We start from the raw sequence: 18,098 nt of genomic DNA on the forward strand, positions 1-18,098 counted from the left end.
AAACTAAGAGGTGAATAGATATGGATTACAATACAAATTATGAAAGATGGTTCAATTGTGAAACATTAGATCCATCATTAAAAGCAGAGTTAATTGCAATGAATGAAAAAGAAAAAGAAGATGCTTTCTACACTGATTTAGAATTTGGAACTGCTGGGATGAGAGGAATACTTGGAGCAGGAACGAACCGTATGAATATTTACACAATAAGAAAAGCAAATGTTGGATTTGCTAAGTATATTTTAGGTTTAGAAAACGGTAAGGAGAGAGGCGTAGCTATTGGTTATGATAATAGACACATGTCATATCGATTTGCAGTTGAAAGTGCAAAAGTTTTAGCAACGTTTGGAATCAAATCATATATCTTTGAAAGTTTAAGACCAACACCAGAATTATCTTATGCAGTTAGGTTTTTAAAATGCGCAGGAGGTATTATGATTACAGCATCACATAATCCTAAAGAGTATAATGGGTATAAGGTTTATGATGATACAGGTTGTCAATTGATTCCAGAATGGGGAGATATTGTTGTTAAGTACGTTAATGAAGTTGAAGATGAATTGGGTGTAGAAGTTTGTAGTAATGAAGAAGCTTATCCATATATGACTTGGATTGGTGAAGAAGTTGATGAAGCTTATTATAAAGAAGTTATGGGTATTGAGATTAATCCAGGTATGGATAAGAGTGGGTTTAAGATTGTTTTCTCACCACAACATGGAACAAGTAATATTCCTGTTAGAGAATGTTTAGGACGTTTAGGATACGATGTAGTGCCTGTATTGGCACAATGTGCTCCTGACCCAGATTATACAAATACAAAATCTCCTAACCCTGAAGTCGATATGGCTTATGAACTGGCTATTATCAAGGCTAAAGAAGTTGGAGCGGATGTTGTAGTTATTTGTGATCCTGATGGAGATAGATTGGGTGTTGTTGCAAAACATGATGGCAAGTATGTTTTAATGAGTGGTAATCAATCTGCTGCTGTTTATTTGGAGTATATTTTAAGTCAAATGAAAGAAAAAGGAACGTTGCCTGATAATGCAGTGATGTATAATACAATTGTCACTTCTGATTTAGGTGAATTGGTAGCAAGAAGTTATGGTGTTGATGTGGAAAAAACATTAACTGGATTTAAATTTATTGGGGATAAGATTAGAAAATATGAAAAGACTGGTGAAAAACAATTTGTCTTTGGATATGAAGAGTCTTATGGTTGTGTGATCAAAGATTTTGTAAGAGATAAAGATGCTGTTCAGGCGGTTTTAACTGCTGCTGAAGCTGGTAATTATTATAAGAAACAAGGTAAAGATTTAGTTGATGTCTTAAATGAACTCTATGAAAAACATGGAACATTCAAAGAAACGCAAATTGCTTTATCTAAAGCAGGAGCTGCAGGAGCTGCTCGTATTAAAGAGATTATGGATAATCTAAGAAAAGAAGCTCCAACTACAATTGCCAATGTCAAAGTGGTTGCTAGTGAAGATTATCAAGCAAGTATTCGCTATGAAGATGGAAATGAAGTGACAATTGATTTACCAAAATCTAATGTGTTAAAATATTATCTGGAAGATGGTTCTTGGATTGCTGCTAGACCAAGTGGAACAGAACCAAAATGTAAATTCTATTTCTCTATTAAAGGTCATAATGCAGAAGATGCTGCAAGTAAAACTGAGGTTTTCCATAAGGCCGTGTTAGAAATGATTGGTGAGTAAAGGGTTGGATTCCAACCTTTTTCTTTTACACAAATTTTACACAGGTCAACTATACAATAAAGATAGGAGGTAGGGATGATGTATACTATTTTATTAATAGAAGATGATATTGATATTCGTTCTATAATCAAAACATATTTTAAAAAGAGGGATATAGTGATCATTGAAGCAATAGATGGATTTGATGGATTATCAAAGCTAAATAATTCTACTGATCTTATTTTATTAGATATTATGATGCCTGGTATTGATGGCTATGAAGTATGTTATCAAATTAGACAAAGTTCTCAATGTCCTATTGTTTTTATGAGTGCATTAAGTGAAGAAGAAAATCAATTAAAAGCTTTTCAATATGGGGGAGATGATTACATATCTAAACCATTTTTACCTTCAGTTCTTTATGCAAAGTGTTTAGCAATATGTAAAAGACAGCAAAATACACAAAGTGAAACAAAGAATTTTGGAAAATTAAATATCGATTATTTGAATCATCAAGTTTGGCTAGAGAATGAGGAATTATCTTTAACACATAAAGAATATCTTTTATTAGAATATTTAACTAAGAATGCTTATCAACTCTTATCTCGTGAACAGATTTTAGACGCTTTATGGGGTTATGATTATTATGGAGATGCGAGAGCAGTTGATACTTACATTAAAAAAGTGAGGAAAAAACTAGGTAAATATCAAGGATATATCCAAACAGTTTTTAAAGTTGGATATGTATTTAAAGGAGGTGAGGATTGTGAAACATAAAATAAGTGTAAAAATTTTTATTATTATGATGATTGGATTTATATTGATATTAGCAATTTCAATGAAATTAAATATTGATGCACAAACACAGTTATATTTAAATAATGTATCTACATCACAGGATATTAATAAAAAAATGGACGACATTAAGCGTGTTTATGATATTTCGCAAAACACCCCCGTGTTAAGTTATCAAGACATATTAGATAAAGTGAATTCTCAAAAATTTAAGGAAAGACTAAAAACTTATGAATTTTATCAATCAAGTATTTTTATTGTAAGTCATACATTTAAAGATTCGCAATATAATCCTCATAAAATCATAGATTATTCATTGGGATCACCTTATAAGGATAATTATATTCAGATTATAGATAATGTAAATGGAGGATGGATATATGTTTCAATTGAACAATTATCTACATCTCAAAAGTTTAGTTTATTGGATTATTTGATCCTACACTTAAATAGCGATGAAGATATAACTGTAGATTATAGAATAGAAAATAATCAAATTGTTTATTTGAAGTGGGATAAAAGTTCATTTGGAATTGCTTCTCAAAGTGACCAGAAGACTTATATAAATGAATTTTGTATCAAAGGGCAAAGAGTTTTACAAGATCCTGTCACACAGAAGATGTTTATTATAGATGTTAATGAAATGAAATCGCAAGTAGAACAAATGATGAATTTTTCCTATGGAACAGGAATTTATAGTACAGAAATTAAAAAAATTAAGAATAATTATTACTTTTTAAGTGCTTCAGCATTAGGGTGGGATAAAAATAATACATCTGATGCAAGTGTGCATAGTGTTATTGTTAATGTATCTCATAATTTAGATAATTATGTTCTTCAACAGTATCTTCATCAAAATATATGGTTGTATATTATGGCGTTTGTTATTGCTGTATTTATTTCACTTATATTGTCTTATATGATTTCTAAACCTATTAGAAAAGTAGAACAAGCTGCTTTAAAAATTGCGAATCAAGAATTTGATGATGCTATTGTTATAAAATCTAAGGATGAAATTGGTAGTCTTGCACATAGTATAGATCTCATGAGGAAGCAATTAAAAGAAAATATAGTTCAATTACATTTAGAAATTGATAAAGTTAAAGAATTAGAGTCATTAAGGAAAGACTTTATTAATCAGTTTACACATGAAATGAAAACGCCATTAGGAATTATTAATGGTTATAGTGAGTTGATTGATGAAACTGATAACAATGAAGAAAGAGAAAAGTATTTAGATATTATTAATAGAGAAACAGCAAGAATTAATGCTCTTATTCAATCCATGTTAAGTTTATCTCGCTTAGAAGCAGGAAAAGTAGAATTAAAAAAACAAAAGTTTGATTTAGAGGACATTGTCACAGAAATTATAGATGAGTATGAGATTTTATTTATGAAAAAGAATATACATGTCGTTGTCCATAAAAAAGATTCAATCATATATGCTGATTGCCAACTCATTGAAACAGTACTTCATAATTTTATATCAAATGCTATTAAACATACTTATCAAAATGGGAATATTATTATTAATATAGATAATGGAGTATCTGTTTATAATGATGGAGACTTGATATTAGAAGATAGACTTGGTCAAATTTGGTATACATTTGTAACTCATGATAAAGAAGGGAGTGGTTTAGGACTTGCTATTTGTCGTTCTATTCTAGAACTCCATGATTTTGAGTATGGTGTTCAAAATAAAGAACAAGGAGTTGAATTTTATTTTAAAAATAGGAGGTGATGATATGAAAATTCTAAAACCATTCATTTTTGCCTTAGGATTCGTACCAGCAATCTTTTATTTTTCTATCACACTTATGCTTTTATTTAATTCAATACCTTTTTTAACTTTAATTCCTGCTATTATCATTTCAATCTGTTTAATTCTTGCACCTATTTATTTAGTAAAGGATAATCAAGCAAAATGGATTGGATTTATAACTGTTGGTATCATTGTTATAAGTTTATTTATAGAAGCTGCTTCTCCTTATGCTTTTTCATCAAGTTTTTCAGTAGGGATGGGTATTGCAGCCTTGCTGTTTTTTACACTTTATTATTTTATTCAAAAGAAATGTTAAAAGGTCATCGCGAGATGACCTTTATTTTTTATTCAATTTCAATATGATGATCAATTATATAAATTGTTCCAATTGTAAAGAGAACCCCAAATAAAATATAATATAAATTACTAGTTATTAATGTCACAATATCTGTTCCAGCTGACATAAAAGTTGAAGTTGAATCTCCAAATAACACTCCTGATAGCCAGCCTATAAAGAAGTTAATTGCAAAATAAATAATGACTCCAAATATCAATTGATGTTTTCTAAACCATTTTGTACGCACAATTGTTAAAGAGAAGAAGATTCCTCCAACAAGAATTAATAATTCTGCAAAAACCATAATAACATTATTTAAGAATTCAATTGGATAATGTGTTAAATATTCTACAAAACTTTCAAAAAACATTCTAAAGAATTCAAAGAAACTACTAAGATTAAATGCATTTTCTCTAACCGATACAACAACAGCCATCATAGAAAAACCAAGAACCATAACAAACATTGCAATAATAAGCCAAATCATTGTTGTTAACACTTTAGATAAAATAAGTTCTGTCGTAGATACAGGCAATGTTAATGTCAAGTAGCCAGGTCTTTTAAACATAGAACGATCATAATTAACAAATATACTAATAAATAGTGCAAACAAAATACCAATAATTAAAAACGAGAACCCTAACCCAAAGACAACTGATACAATTGGAAGACTTGTGAGAAATCCATCCATAAAAAATGGTAATAAAATGCATCCTGCTAAAAATACAACAAAAGCAATAAAGAAGGTACGCATTGAATGAATAAATTCATATTTCATTAATTTTAACATTTAAATTCCTCCCTAAAGATTTCATCAATCGAAGCTTGTCTTTTTTCTCTTAAACTTTCACTATCTTCATGCAATACAACCAACCCTTTTTTAATAAAGATAACTTCATCAAAAATCTTTTCAATATCAGAGATTAAATGTGTTGATAATAACACAATTGCATCTTCTGCATAATTGCTTAAAATAACATCCAAAATCAGATCTCTTGCAGCTGGATCTACTCCACCTATTGGTTCATCTAAAATATAGATTTTTGCTTTACGAGACATCACAAGTGTTAATTGAAACTTTTCTTTCATTCCTTTAGAAAGTTCTTTAATTTTAACACCTTTTTCTAAATCCATTCTTTCCATTAATGATAGAGCTTTATTAAGATCAAAATCTTTATACATATCATTAAAAAGATTTAAAGCATCTGTTGTTGTCATCCAATTTTCAAAATATGGTTCATCAGGCAAATAAGAAATTAATTCTTTTGAGTGAACTCCAATTGGTTGACCATCAATCGTAATATGACCTGTGTAATCTTTTAATAAACCATTTAAAATCTTAATTAATGTTGTTTTTCCACTTCCATTTGGTCCAAGTAAACCAATGATTTTCCCTCCTGATAAATTTAAATCAACATTTTTCAAAACTTCTTTTTTACCATATGACTTACTTAAATTATGAATCTCAATTAATTCTGCCATACTTATTCCTCCTCATCAAGATATCTTATGATATCTGCTTTACTAATCCCTAACATTTTCATACGTTCAACAAATTGATGAACATCTTCTTTAACTAACTGATTCTTACAATCATCAATCAACTTCTGATTATCTGCCACATATCTTCCTACAGCTCTTTCAGTACGAATAAAGCCTTCTCTTTCTAGTTCTGCAAAAGCTCTTTGTACTGTATTAGGATTGACTCCTAACTCTAAAGCTAGTTCTCTTACAGAGGCTATTTTATCACCAGGTTGCAAAGTCCCGTTCATAATCTTAAACTTTAATTTATTGACAACCTGTAAGTAGATAGGAACATTGGCTTGAAAATCACCCATATCCATCACTCCTTACTGTATTAATACACTAATACAGTAACACAGAGGTTTATATTTGTCAACAAAATATATAAATATTATCTACATTATTACTACAAACATTATTTTTGTTTATACTAATAATATATGCTATAATAAATGCAATTGGAGGAGATATTATGAAAGACGGATTTGTGAGAGTGGGTTGTGCAAGTTTTGATATGAAACTAGGAAATGTTAAAGCAAACGCTGATCAAATTATTAAATATGCACACAAGGCAAGCGAAGAACATATAAAGATTCTGCTTTTTCCTGAACTTTGTTTAACAGGGTATACAATTGAAGATTTATTTTATCAAAAACGTGTTCTTAATGAAGTCACTCAACAACTCGAACATATATTGGATGCAACATATGAATTAGATTTATTTATGGTTATTGGTGCACCTTTCATACATATGAATAAATTATATAATTGTGCAATTGCACTATGTGGAGGAGAAATTTTAGGTGTTATTCCTAAAACTTATATTCCTACATATCATGAATTTTATGAGGGACGTCATTTTGCAAGTGCACCTCAAGAATGTACTGAAATTATGATTAATGGAGACTATATATCTTTTGGTACTGATATTATTTTTGAATCTTTTCATCATGAACATTTAAAAATTGCAGTAGAGATTTGTGAAGACTTGTGGGCTCCTTTACCACCTAGTACAAAACATTGCTTAAATGGAGCTACCTTAATCTTAAATCCTTCAGCAAGCAATGATCTAACATCTAAGTCAGACTATCGTCGTCTCTTGGTTTCTTCTCATAGCGCAAGGTTAATTTGTGGCTATGCTTATTGTAATGCGGGATTAGGCGAATCAACAACTGATGTAGTTTTCAGTAATCATCATATTATTGCTGAGAATGGTACTTTATTAGAAGAATCCGTGCAATATGAAACTGGGCTCATTTATTCAGACATCGATCTTGATAAATTAGTAAGTGAACGTATTGAAATGTCTACTTATGAGACACGAAATGATCATTATCATTTCATTCCCTTTGAAATAGATACAGAGGATTTAGAATTAGAACGTTATTACAATCCTTATCCATTTGTGCCTAGTGATACTGAGCAACGTGCAATGCGCTGTAAAGAAGTCTTTGATATTCAAATGCATGGATTAATTCAAAGATTAAAAGCTGCTCATATTCAAAAAGTTGTGATTGGTATATCAGGAGGACTAGATTCAACACTTGCTCTCCTTGTTGCAAGTATGGCTTACAAGAAATTAGGTTATCCATCACAGGATATCATCGCTGTTACAATGCCTTGTTTTGGTACAACCTCAAGAACTAAAAACAATGCCTTAAAAATGATGGAAGAATTAAAAGTTACTTCATTAACTGTTGATATTACTGCAGCTGTTAAACAACATTTTAAAGATATTCATCATGATGAAAATGTCCATGATGTGACTTATGAAAATTCACAAGCAAGAGAAAGAACTCAAGTTCTTATGGATATTGCTAATCAAGAAGGTGGTATTGTTATTGGGACTGGAGATTTATCTGAAGTTGCTTTAGGTTGGTCAACATATAATGGTGATCATATGAGTATGTATGCAGTCAATGTCTCAGTTCCAAAAACATTAGTTAGGTATTTGGTTGACTATGTTTCAACACTCTATAAAGGTCAGCCACTAGAATCTGTTTTACAAGATATTTTAGATACACCTGTTTCACCCGAATTATTATTTGCCAAAGATAACGAAATCGTACAAAAGACAGAAGATATTGTAGGTCCATATGAACTTCATGATTTCTTCTTATATCATCATGTCAGATTTCATTATGAGCCTCGTAAACTTTATCGTATTGCCTGTTTGGCATATCAAGAAAAATATGATCAGGAAACAATCAAAAAATGGCTAACATTATTCTATCGTCGTTTCTTTACACAGCAATTTAAACGCTCTTGTATTCCTGATGGACCGAAAGTTGGTAGTGTTGCTTTAAGTCCAAGAGGAGATCTAAGAATGCCAAGCGATGTCAATGTCAACGCCTGGTTAGAAGAATGTGAAAAATTATAAACCTGAAAAGCCAAGGAAAAAAACTTGGTTTTTCTTTATCTAGAATTGAACAACCTCAGGTCATTTTCTTATTCACTTTATTTATAAACTTCCTTTTTCTTTCTGCCCATTTTCATGTATAATAAACAGGAGGTGAGTCATATGCGTGTCATTAATGGTTTAAATTATTCTTATAAATTAAAAGAAATGGTTAAAGAATGTTATGAAAAAGCGATGCAACATCCCTTTGAAATATATCTTTTTATTGCTGAGGATCCAGATATTGTTGAACAGTTATTTTTTCAACATACTCATTATCTCGTTAACATTGAGATTATGTCTTGGTCAAAATTTATTCAACAGTTGATTGTTGAAAATCATTTAACAAAACATCATGTTTTGACACATACTGAATGGGTTTATTATCTTCGTGATATCTTAAATACTGATAAATTCCATTGTTTTAGCAACGATCAGCCATATCCATTAATTGATAAGTTTATTCCTTTAATAAAAGCCTATGATCTGAATCAAACTGATTATTCACAAGACATTATTAAAAATCTTAAACTCAAAGATTTTATTCATTTATATAAAGCCCTCAAAGAACACTGTGATGAATTCACTCATATAACAGCTGAAGGTTTCTTAAATCAACAAGATTTGTATTCATCTTATCAGCATATCTACATAGAAGCAGATCATCATATTGAAGCAGTAAAACAAACCCTTATCCATCAGCTTGCAATACAAAATGATATAACTCTACTTTACACACATCAACCTGACCAGCGTCTTATGAATCTTCCTTTTCATGAATTATGCAAAGAAGCATTAACACTCAATGAACCAACTCATATATCTGAATATCTTTTTACTCAAAAAAATACAGTCTCTTCTACAAATGAACATTATTTTACATTTATTGCACCAACTCCACATCAAGAAGTGAAAAGAGTCATATATTCAATTCAACAAAAAATTGTTGATGAAGGGCTACACTACCAGGATTTTATGATTGTTTATCCTAATTCATCTTATATTCATTTATTAGTAGATACTCTAACAGTTCTCAACATCCCCCATTCATTATCTATGACATCTTCATGTGTATATGATAAAAGTTATCAAAAAATAATATCAGCTCTTGATTGTATCCCAGATTCTTCAATAAGCGATATTGCTCATCAGCTTCATCAAGAAGAATTAGAAAAAGATTATTATGAATATTTAGAAAGTCTTTTTGATTATTTTGATATAATAACAGCTCAAGAATTTAAAGAATTCTTTACAGCGACTTATATTCATAACCATCAGGAAAAGTCTAATACATTAGACCAAATAAAAATATGTACAATCGATAAGGTCAAAACAGCACAACCAAAACATATCTTTTTCTTAGGTTTAAATGAAACAATTTTCCCTGCACTTATTAAAGATACTGGTTTATTGTTAGATGAAGATATTCAATTATTGAGAAAGTTCCAAATCACGACGCCTCTCAATACAACTGAACAACTAGGAGCTCATCATAATGATATCTTAAAAGCTTTACTCCAGCCTGCTATAAGTATGACTTTTTCATATTGTAAACAAACACTCTCAGGAGAAACACTATTACAATCATCACTATATAAAGAATTGGAAAATCTATTGACATTACATCCCGCTTTTGAACTCAACTATTTACCTTTGGATGATTATTATCTTTCAGGTGGGCTTATTACTGAAAAAGAATTGCTTAACAAAAATATTCAAGATTATATACATTCACATAATCAGCCTGTACAATTATCTAGAGAAACTGTAGAAAAACTTTATAGTCCTACTCTGTCTGTTAGTCAAATTGAAACTTACAATAAATGTCCTTTTCAGTATTTTGTTCAATATGGATTAGGTATATATCCTACAAAAGAGTCACAATTGCTGCCTAATGAATTGGGTAGTCTTGTTCACTATGTTCTTTCTATTAATATAGATCAACAAGTTGATATAGGAACTATAGTTGATAATTATATTTTACAAGATGAAAATCTCCAAACAAAGATTTCCAATTCTCATATTAATCAATATTTTATTGAACAACTTAAGAAAGATTTAGAAATGACTTTAACAGTCTTAAAAAGACAATTAAAGATTTCACAATTTCAACTCCATGATAAAGAAAAGAAAGTTCAACATGATATACAGGGGATGCATTTTAAAGGATTCGTTGATAGAATTGATCAATATCAAAACTATGTTTCTATTATTGATTATAAATCAAGTGCCAAAGATATTGATATTAATCTTGCGATTCAGGGATTTCATATTCAAATGTTATTATACTTAAAAATGGTCACTGAACTTTATCAAAAAGATCCAGGTGCTGTTTTATATTTCAACACCAAAAAAAGGATACTTTCTGTGAATCAGAATATGAGTGAACCAGTTGATGAAAATGAGTTTTATAAACAATATCGTTTTGGTGGTTATGTTGTTGATGATGAAAGTCATACTGTTATTTCAGCAATGGATCCAAATTTTGATAAAAAATCAGATATTATTAACGTCACTTATGTAAAATCTAGAAATGAATATAAAGGACAAATTTTGACACCAAAACAACTTAAGCGATTATTAGAAGAAATTGAGAAACATATTTATACACTTTATCAAAAAATGTTAGAGGGATGTATAACGATCACTCCTAAAGGAAGTGATCAGAGTGCAACTCATGCGATAGTCAATCCATGTCGTTATTGCCCATATCATAGTGTCTGCGGTTTTGATGTCTTTTATAATGATTATGATATGGTTAAGTTTTTAGATATTCAATCAATATTAGGAGGGGAAGAAGATGCCGTTTAATGAAGGACAATTAAAAGCTATCCAGCAAAGAGATGCATCTATTCTTGTCAGTGCTCCTGCTGGTAGTGGAAAAACAAAAATCTTAGTGAGTCGAATTGTTGAACTTTTAAAAGAAGGTTATGAAATTTTTGATTTCCTTGTTTTAACTTTCACTCAGGCTGCTGGTAATGAGATGAAACAAAGGTTATCAGAAGAACTTCATCAACTTGTTTCGACTGATATAGATTTAACTTTAAAAGAACATTTAGAAAAACAAATTCTTAATCTTCCTCATGCTTATATGACTAACTTTCATGGGTTTTGTAATTTGTTATTAATGAAATATGGTTATCTTGTTAATGTCATGCCTGGCTTTGAAATTAATAGTGATCCATCAATGATTAAAAAAGCAGTTCTTCAAGAATGTTTAGAGAAATGGATTCTTGAAGAGCATATAAAAGAATTTTTATCATTATATTTTCCTGGTTATTCTCTTGATGCTTTTTCTTCTTTATTATTGTCCATTGATGAACTTTCACATTCTATTGATGATTTTTATGGTTTTGTTGACCATATGAAGAAACAGAATTATGATACTCTCTCATCGGCTTTAGAAGAATGGCCATTATTTCCATATCTCAAACAGATCTTTTATAATGAAAGTGTTTTGGCTTTAAATAAATTAATTGAACTTAAATATTATGCTGAAAATCATAATCTCACAGATTTTTATGAAAGACCTGACGAACAAACTGAAAAGAATCAAGAATTACCAATTCCCTTTGAAGCATATTATGATTATTTGGATGAAAGAATCAAAGTTTTTTCACAACCCATTACATATGATACATTGGTAAGCATGGCTTCTTCATCAGTACCTAAAGCTTATAATATGAACTGGAAAGAAATTGATCCAGATACAAAAAAAACATTTACAAAAATGAAAACAGATATTCTTTTGTCTTATAATAAATCTGTGAAGACATATTTAGAAGAGGATCCAGATGATTTTGTAAGAAAACTCCAAATAAGTTATCAAGCTATTGATATATTAATCAGTGAAGGTCATTTACTCAATCAATTTCAGAATGCTTATCAAGAAAGAAAGAAACAATTAAACCAATTAGATTTCTCTGATTTAGAAAGATATGCTCATCAATTATTAGAACCTCAATATGGTATCGTTGATGTGTTGTATCATCGTTTAAAAGAAATTATGGTAGATGAATATCAAGATACTAACCAAATCCAAGAATCATTATTATTAAAGATATCTGAATATCAGCAACCAGCTATTCCTTTGTTTATGGTTGGAGACATGAAGCAATCAATTTATCGATTTAGACAGGCTGATCCACAAATCTTCTCTGATAAATATGACACATTCTCATTGTCTGATGAAGACTGTCAAAAGACTCATACGAGAAGAATTGATTTGGTGTTTAATTATAGATCTTCTAAGATTGTTTTAGATTCTATTAATTATATTTTTAATCAAATTATGGATAAAGATATTGGTGGTTTAGAGTATTATCTAGATGATAGTGCAAGACTTAATTATGATTATGTAGGGAAAGAAAACAATCAAAAGGAAAGCGCAAGAACCCGATTTTTCTCTGAAAAACATCTTGCTACTGAAATCCTTATTGATATCTATAATCCAGCTTCTTCTTTAGATAAAGAACAATATGAGGCACATATGGTTGCTCAAAAAATACTAAAACTTAAGCAAGAAATGAAAATTCAAAATAAACCTGTTGATTTTAAGGATATGGTTGTTTTAATGCGTTCAACAGTTTCCTTCTTAACCTTTAAAAAGGTTTTTGATTTATATCAAATTCCAAATCATATTGTTTTATCACAAGGTCTTATGAATTCTAATGAGATAGAAAATATGATGACTTTTTTACAGGGATTGGCTCATCCATATGATGATATTGCTTTGTTAAGTATTTTAAGACAGCCATATACAATGAGCAATATTGATATGGAAACAATTGCAAAACTGAGAACTGATCATAAAGAGATATCTCTTTATGAATGTTTAAGTTTATCTTCTGATAAACGTGTTATTGACTTCTTAGATATATTTAATGAACTGAGATTATATAGTTATACTCATTCACCTTATGAGGTTTTAAAAGAAATTTATCGTTTAACTGATTACCCACTCTTTGTTTCAAAGCTTATTAATGGTTCACAACGTAAATCAAATCTTGATTTATTTTTAGAGATTGTTCTTCAGACTCAAGAACAGAATCCTTATCTTGCTGAGTTAATTGAAACATTAAAAAATTCATCAGACTTTGCACCTGCACAGTCATCTTCGGAAAGTGATAATGTTGTTGAGTTCATGACAATTCATAAATCTAAAGGTTTAGAATTTCCAATTGTTTTTGTATGTAATATGCATAAACAATTTAACACTCAAGATAGTAAAGAAAGAATGATGATAGATAAGCGTTTGGGGATCGCATTAAAGCCTCGTATGAGAAAAAACACAGAGAATCTTAATAATTTGATTATTGAATATGAGAATTGTTATAGAAATATGATAGCGAGACGTCAGTTAGATGAATCTATTAATGAAGAAATGCGTATTTTTTATGTTGCATTAACTCGTGCTTCTCATAAATTAATCCTGACAGGTGTGCTTAAAAGTATTGATGAGATTGCAGCCTTGCAAGAAAAACTATTGGTTAATGAAAGTCCCGATATCTATCATCGTGAAAATGCTGGTACCATCTTATTATATGACCGTTTACGTAAAACAAATAACTACTTATCATGGACACTCTCATCAATTCTACGTCATCCTCAGATTATTGAACAATGTCTACAAATTGAACAACTCAAACAAAGAGCACAATTATTAAAAAAGTATCATTTTGAAAAACAAATGACACTTGATTCAACTGAGCATGCTATGTTTTGTTTATTCCTAACCGATGATCAAACAATAGAACAGTCTATTCCAAAACGCCAAAAAGAAAGTTTAACAATGAATGGAACTATACAAGAACACTATCGTTCTTTCAAATATCCATTTGATTTAGAAAAACCAAAAACAATGTCTGTTACTCAACTTCAAGCGATTGCTGATGATCATTATTTATCATTGGCTAAGGATGAAGAAACAGCATTAATGACAGCTACTGACAAAGGAACACTTGTCCATCTTTTATTAAGTCATTTGTCTTTCCAGGAAGATCATATTGAACAACTGATTAATCAGTTATATGAAAACCATTTATATAATGAAGATGGTAGACAAGTTTTACTTGCCTATCAAGACCAAATATATGGTTTTATCCATAGTGATTATTATCAAATGATTAAAGAAGCATCTTATATTTATAAAGAGAAACCATTTTCATATTATGATAAAAATCTTGATCAAGTTATACATGGTATTTTTGACTTAGTTTTTGTCTATAAAGATCAACTCTATGTCCTTGATTATAAAACAGATCGTATTTCTAAAAATAATAGTGAAGATGCATTAATTGAAAAACATAAAGTTCAATTAAATTACTATCAAAGAGTCCTTAAAGATATGTATAAGCAAGATATTAAAGCTATTGTTTATTATTTACATATTTCAAAAGGGGTAGAATTTTAATTAACTTCTTTTTATCAGTAATGAATGAAAGGGAATAGATAATGGCATACTTGAATTATCACTAGAATTATAGTATTATCCTAGTGATGAAGATATAGTCATGGATAACATGGCAAAGGAAAAAACAGAAGTGGTTACTTCTGGTTTTTTTGTGCTTATTCCTGGTTATTATACTCACTTCCTATTCAGCCGCTTACATATGCAATCTACCAATATACCCGTAATTACAGATGTTACAATAGTTATGAGTGAAGATATAATCACTTCAATTAACATGTCTATGATCTCCTCTATTGTGGAGTTCCAGCAACATCATTATTGTATCTTAGAAATAGCTATTACTTGTCGCAAGCTAATTCCTAGCTTTCAATTTATAAATAAAAAAGATACAGATTGTATCTTTAAAAATATCTTCTTCTCTTGTTTTTATAGGAATATTTATATGACATAGATAATGTCGTTTTATTTTGAGAAACTATATATAATCCTATACATTCACATCCTGATATGAGTGCAAGGATAGGTGTAAAATCTGTGAGAATATCTAAATGAAGATTTGAAATACCTAGAATTGTAGCTACAGCAAAAATAACAAGGCTTAAAATCATGCCTAATTTCATCATAACAGTCCCTTCCGATTTTTGTAAACATAAAAACCATAAACCAATGGTAATTCCTATAACGAGTGCTTCAAACACAAGCTTTTGTGGTATTGTTACAAATTGCATAATACTTATAAAAATAATTATCAAATATGGTAAAAGAATACCTACAATTTTATTCATCACAAAACACCTCCATGATATTTAATTATAGTGGAGTTATCTCTATCATGCAAGAAAAAACGCTAAGATTTGACATAACAATAAAAGTCCCTTAACAGGACTTTTTGTTTATAGTGATTGTAAACTTTACACCTCTTGATGTATTTTCTACATAATATCCATAATGATGAAGATCTAAAATTGTTTTGCAAATAGCTAGTCCTAGACCTGTCCCTTCACGATCACTTGAGACATATGTATCCCATATTCTATTCATTTGATCTACTGAAATGAATTCTCCTTCATTTTCAATAGATATAATATTCTCATTATATACAATATAAATATGTTTATTTTTTGGTGTATGCTTAATAGCATTGCTCAAGAAATTCTTAATAACCATTTGCATACGTACAACTATAAAAATCTTGACAAAAAGTTGCCAAACAAAAACTAATAAAATCTCTAGCGTTTTGCTCCCTATAAGGGTGGGGGAAGTTGTCACAAAGATTCTTTGCAATTTCTTTATCATTCGCAAACTCAACTAAATCGGTAATTCCACTCTATAAGTTGCATTTTTCTTCTCTTTTTATGAAACAGCTACAAGAAATCTTTCTAAGCCAATACCACTTATCAAACAGCGTTCTTTTTTATTTCCAAGCATTTGATAAGTCCAGTCAACAAATCCACCGTCAGCCACTTCAACGGTTTCATTTCCTTGTTTGACTGATAATTTGAAATTGATACCTTTATAATAATTATTATCAACATCTTCATTATCAATTGATAACTCTATATTAGGAAAAATAAGTTTGATAGTTTCAACCATTCTGTCGAAAAATCTGTCATTATCTTTGTATCCGTTTCTTTTGCGTAGAGTAATAGATAAATGAACATTTTCTATTTCACTTAATATATCTTTATAATAGTTTAAGTGCTTTTCTAACAACATTTTTTCACAAGTGTAAGACCCTGTATCTATACCAGATGAAACCATACAATATAAGCCAAAATGTGAATATAAACCTTTACCCTCAAAATTTTGTGCTCTTATTACCCTAGCAGTAGTAGCCATGTGGATAGGTATTGTATTATTTTCTTCTTTTCTTTTTAACTTATCAGCAATAATTATTGCTAACATATTTGAGGGGTCTGAAAGTGTTTCTGTCCCTCGTAGAGCACTTACTACGTTATATTGATCTACAGAGCCAAAAACGCTACAGCTACCTAATGGAGCAGAGGGAGAAAGCATAATCGTCTTGATATCCATATTGCGTGCTTTTCTCAATAATTTTGATTCCAAAGTATGAATTTCTTCTGGATCCATACTGCTAGGGAAAGTAAATCTATTTAGTTGGTATGACTTTAGAATATCAGTTGCAGTTAAAGTATTTGCTTGTCTATCAAACACTTCTAAGAGAAGTGAGTTCAAATCTGATTTTGATAGAGCTGATAACTTATCAACTATATTCTTATCCCCAATTTTATTTGTAATTCTACTTAAAATATCACTCATAGTTATCCTCCATACTGTTACTTTCAAAATAATTTTTGAGTAAATCTTGAAAATACTGTAATGCAACTCTTTCAGCTTCAACCTTTTTGACAATAGGACTTTGTGATAATTCTTCTCTTAACTCAAGATACAGATTGATAGTAGCCTGCAATGCATTAACGCAGCTTTCATATTCATGAGTAGCAACCGTCCTTTCTAATGCTTCAATATATTGGGGTGCGTCTAATTCAATTTTTCTAACTCCACGAGGTAATTTACCTAAGAGAAGCTGTATTAATGGGGCAAGTACTGATTGTCTTAAAAAAGATAAAAAATCAATTGTTTCAAATAGTTCTCTACGTCCAATCTTCGTACAAGCGTAATGAACCCAAATCCAAAATCTATCTTCAATCCACTGTAAGTCTGGAGTTGGGAAGTGTGCTTCTTTTTTAGAATAAATTTTTGTTATGCAGTTGTTTTCTTCATAGAGAATAGCTGAATCTTCAACCCTATCTAGTAAACCATCTAAGGTTGTAAACTTAAAATCAACATGAAGAATAGGGGAATCATAGAGGGAAATTATCAATCGAGGTTCTCCAACATGTTCGCCAGTAAAAGCAGAAACTAATGTTCCAAACTGTTCGACAATAAGTAATCTCTCTTCGATAACTTCTTCATAGGATTTATCATCTACTACAATTAGAAAATCCAAATCAGAATACTCATCTAGCGATTTTGTGATATAAGAACCACTAATTGCAAGTCCTATTATTCTACTATCTCTTTTTGAAAATTCTAATACCTTTTGTATCATTTCCTGTTGTGTTTTAGTCATAATATAACACCTCTCACTTTCTTTTATTAACTATCAATCCAACATAATTATGCATAGGAATATTATATAATGAAGAAAT

General features: G+C 29.9%; 14 protein-coding genes. 7 read left to right on the forward strand and 7 right to left on the reverse strand.

Features of this window, described 5'->3' with window-relative positions; genetic code table 11:
• The first annotated feature begins 20 nt into the window (after window positions 1–20).
• The 4 genes from GQF29_RS09950 to GQF29_RS09965 all read left to right on the forward strand — a co-directional run bounded on the left by GQF29_RS09950 (window position 21) and on the right by GQF29_RS09965 (window position 4,570).
• Complete coding sequence (locus GQF29_RS09950) at window positions 21–1,715, forward strand: phospho-sugar mutase (protein ID WP_008787162.1); 1,695 nt, start codon at window positions 21–23, stop codon at window positions 1,713–1,715.
• A 78-nt stretch (window positions 1,716–1,793) separates the two neighbouring features.
• The gene (locus tag GQF29_RS09955) at window positions 1,794–2,471 is read left to right on the forward strand and encodes a response regulator transcription factor (protein ID WP_017143957.1); all 678 of its coding nucleotides are present in this window, start codon (window positions 1,794–1,796) and stop codon (window positions 2,469–2,471) included.
• Window positions 2,461–4,233, forward strand: coding sequence for a sensor histidine kinase (locus tag GQF29_RS09960; RefSeq protein ID WP_017143956.1), 1,773 nt, complete (start codon window positions 2,461–2,463; stop codon window positions 4,231–4,233). The genes GQF29_RS09955 and GQF29_RS09960 overlap by 11 nt, the downstream gene beginning before the upstream one ends.
• Window positions 4,234–4,237: 4 nt before the next feature.
• Window positions 4,238–4,570 carry a hypothetical protein gene (locus GQF29_RS09965; RefSeq protein ID WP_008787165.1) on the forward strand — a complete coding sequence of 111 codons (333 nt, stop codon included), beginning with the start codon at window positions 4,238–4,240 and terminating at the stop codon, window positions 4,568–4,570.
• Between the two features lie 28 nt (window positions 4,571–4,598).
• Here the strand turns inward: GQF29_RS09965 and GQF29_RS09970 are convergent, their stop codons facing one another.
• Genes GQF29_RS09970 through GQF29_RS09980 form a run of 3 tightly spaced genes read right to left on the reverse strand, consistent with a single transcriptional unit; the run spans window position 4,599 to window position 6,429 of the window.
• Window positions 4,599–5,381 carry a hypothetical protein gene (locus tag GQF29_RS09970; RefSeq protein ID WP_008787166.1) on the reverse strand — a complete coding sequence of 261 codons (783 nt, stop codon included), beginning with the start codon at window positions 5,379–5,381 and terminating at the stop codon, window positions 4,599–4,601.
• A complete protein-coding gene (locus GQF29_RS09975) occupies window positions 5,375–6,073 on the reverse strand; it encodes an ABC transporter ATP-binding protein (protein WP_008787167.1) in 699 nt (232 codons plus the stop codon). Before GQF29_RS09975 ends, GQF29_RS09970 begins: the two co-directional genes overlap by 7 nt.
• 2 nt (window positions 6,074–6,075) lie before the next feature.
• A complete protein-coding gene (locus tag GQF29_RS09980) occupies window positions 6,076–6,429 on the reverse strand; it encodes a GntR family transcriptional regulator (protein ID WP_017143955.1) in 354 nt (117 codons plus the stop codon).
• A 158-nt stretch (window positions 6,430–6,587) separates the two neighbouring features.
• Between GQF29_RS09980 and GQF29_RS09985 the strand changes: the two genes are divergently transcribed.
• The 3 genes from GQF29_RS09985 to GQF29_RS09995 all read left to right on the forward strand — a co-directional run bounded on the left by GQF29_RS09985 (window position 6,588) and on the right by GQF29_RS09995 (window position 14,925).
• Window positions 6,588–8,495 carry an NAD(+) synthase gene (locus tag GQF29_RS09985; protein WP_160340800.1) on the forward strand — a complete coding sequence of 636 codons (1,908 nt, stop codon included), beginning with the start codon at window positions 6,588–6,590 and terminating at the stop codon, window positions 8,493–8,495.
• A gap of 141 nt (window positions 8,496–8,636) precedes the next feature.
• Window positions 8,637–11,324: a PD-(D/E)XK nuclease family protein gene (locus GQF29_RS09990; RefSeq protein ID WP_008787170.1), complete on the forward strand. Its 2,688-nt coding sequence runs from the start codon at window positions 8,637–8,639 to the stop codon at window positions 11,322–11,324.
• Window positions 11,314–14,925, forward strand: coding sequence for a UvrD-helicase domain-containing protein (locus GQF29_RS09995; protein WP_008787171.1), 3,612 nt, complete (start codon window positions 11,314–11,316; stop codon window positions 14,923–14,925). Before GQF29_RS09990 ends, GQF29_RS09995 begins: the two co-directional genes overlap by 11 nt.
• A 401-nt stretch (window positions 14,926–15,326) precedes the next feature.
• Here GQF29_RS09995 and GQF29_RS10000 read toward each other — a convergent pair whose 3' ends face one another.
• The 4 genes from GQF29_RS10000 to GQF29_RS10015 all read right to left on the reverse strand — a co-directional run bounded on the left by GQF29_RS10000 (window position 15,327) and on the right by GQF29_RS10015 (window position 18,019).
• Complete coding sequence (locus GQF29_RS10000) at window positions 15,327–15,710, reverse strand: hypothetical protein (RefSeq protein ID WP_008787172.1); 384 nt, start codon at window positions 15,708–15,710, stop codon at window positions 15,327–15,329.
• Between the two features lie 91 nt (window positions 15,711–15,801).
• Window positions 15,802–16,221 carry an ATP-binding protein gene (locus GQF29_RS10005; RefSeq protein ID WP_017143954.1) on the reverse strand — a complete coding sequence of 140 codons (420 nt, stop codon included), beginning with the start codon at window positions 16,219–16,221 and terminating at the stop codon, window positions 15,802–15,804.
• Window positions 16,222–16,278: 57 nt separating this feature from the next.
• Complete coding sequence (locus GQF29_RS10010) at window positions 16,279–17,205, reverse strand: hypothetical protein (RefSeq protein WP_008787174.1); 927 nt, start codon at window positions 17,203–17,205, stop codon at window positions 16,279–16,281.
• On the reverse strand, window positions 17,198–18,019 hold the full coding sequence (locus tag GQF29_RS10015) for an aminoglycoside 6-adenylyltransferase (protein ID WP_008787175.1): 822 nt from the start codon (window positions 18,017–18,019) through the stop codon (window positions 17,198–17,200). The genes GQF29_RS10010 and GQF29_RS10015 overlap by 8 nt, the downstream gene beginning before the upstream one ends.
• Window positions 18,020–18,098: the final 79 nt, after the last annotated feature.

The organism is Coprobacillus cateniformis, from assembly GCF_009767585.1.
GTDB classification, from domain to species: Bacteria; Bacillota_I; Bacilli_A; order Erysipelotrichales; family Coprobacillaceae; genus Coprobacillus; species Coprobacillus cateniformis.

Coding starts and splice junctions, on each gene's coding strand:
- GQF29_RS09970 (WP_008787166.1), bottom strand. CDS start 5,381: ATGTTAAAATTAATGAAATATGAATTTATTCATTCAATGCGTACCTTC.
- GQF29_RS10015 (WP_008787175.1), bottom strand. CDS start 18,019: ATGACTAAAACACAACAGGAAATGATACAAAAGGTATTAGAATTTTCA.
- GQF29_RS09965 (WP_008787165.1), top strand. CDS start 4,238: ATGAAAATTCTAAAACCATTCATTTTTGCCTTAGGATTCGTACCAGCA.
- GQF29_RS09985 (WP_160340800.1), top strand. CDS start 6,588: ATGAAAGACGGATTTGTGAGAGTGGGTTGTGCAAGTTTTGATATGAAA.
- GQF29_RS09975 (WP_008787167.1), bottom strand. CDS start 6,073: ATGGCAGAATTAATTGAGATTCATAATTTAAGTAAGTCATATGGTAAA.
- GQF29_RS10010 (WP_008787174.1), bottom strand. CDS start 17,205: ATGAGTGATATTTTAAGTAGAATTACAAATAAAATTGGGGATAAGAAT.
- GQF29_RS09980 (WP_017143955.1), bottom strand. CDS start 6,429: ATGGGTGATTTTCAAGCCAATGTTCCTATCTACTTACAGGTTGTCAAT.
- GQF29_RS09990 (WP_008787170.1), top strand. CDS start 8,637: ATGCGTGTCATTAATGGTTTAAATTATTCTTATAAATTAAAAGAAATG.
- GQF29_RS10000 (WP_008787172.1), bottom strand. CDS start 15,710: ATGAATAAAATTGTAGGTATTCTTTTACCATATTTGATAATTATTTTT.
- GQF29_RS09995 (WP_008787171.1), top strand. CDS start 11,314: ATGCCGTTTAATGAAGGACAATTAAAAGCTATCCAGCAAAGAGATGCA.
- GQF29_RS09950 (WP_008787162.1), top strand. CDS start 21: ATGGATTACAATACAAATTATGAAAGATGGTTCAATTGTGAAACATTA.
- GQF29_RS10005 (WP_017143954.1), bottom strand. CDS start 16,221: ATGATAAAGAAATTGCAAAGAATCTTTGTGACAACTTCCCCCACCCTT.
- GQF29_RS09955 (WP_017143957.1), top strand. CDS start 1,794: ATGTATACTATTTTATTAATAGAAGATGATATTGATATTCGTTCTATA.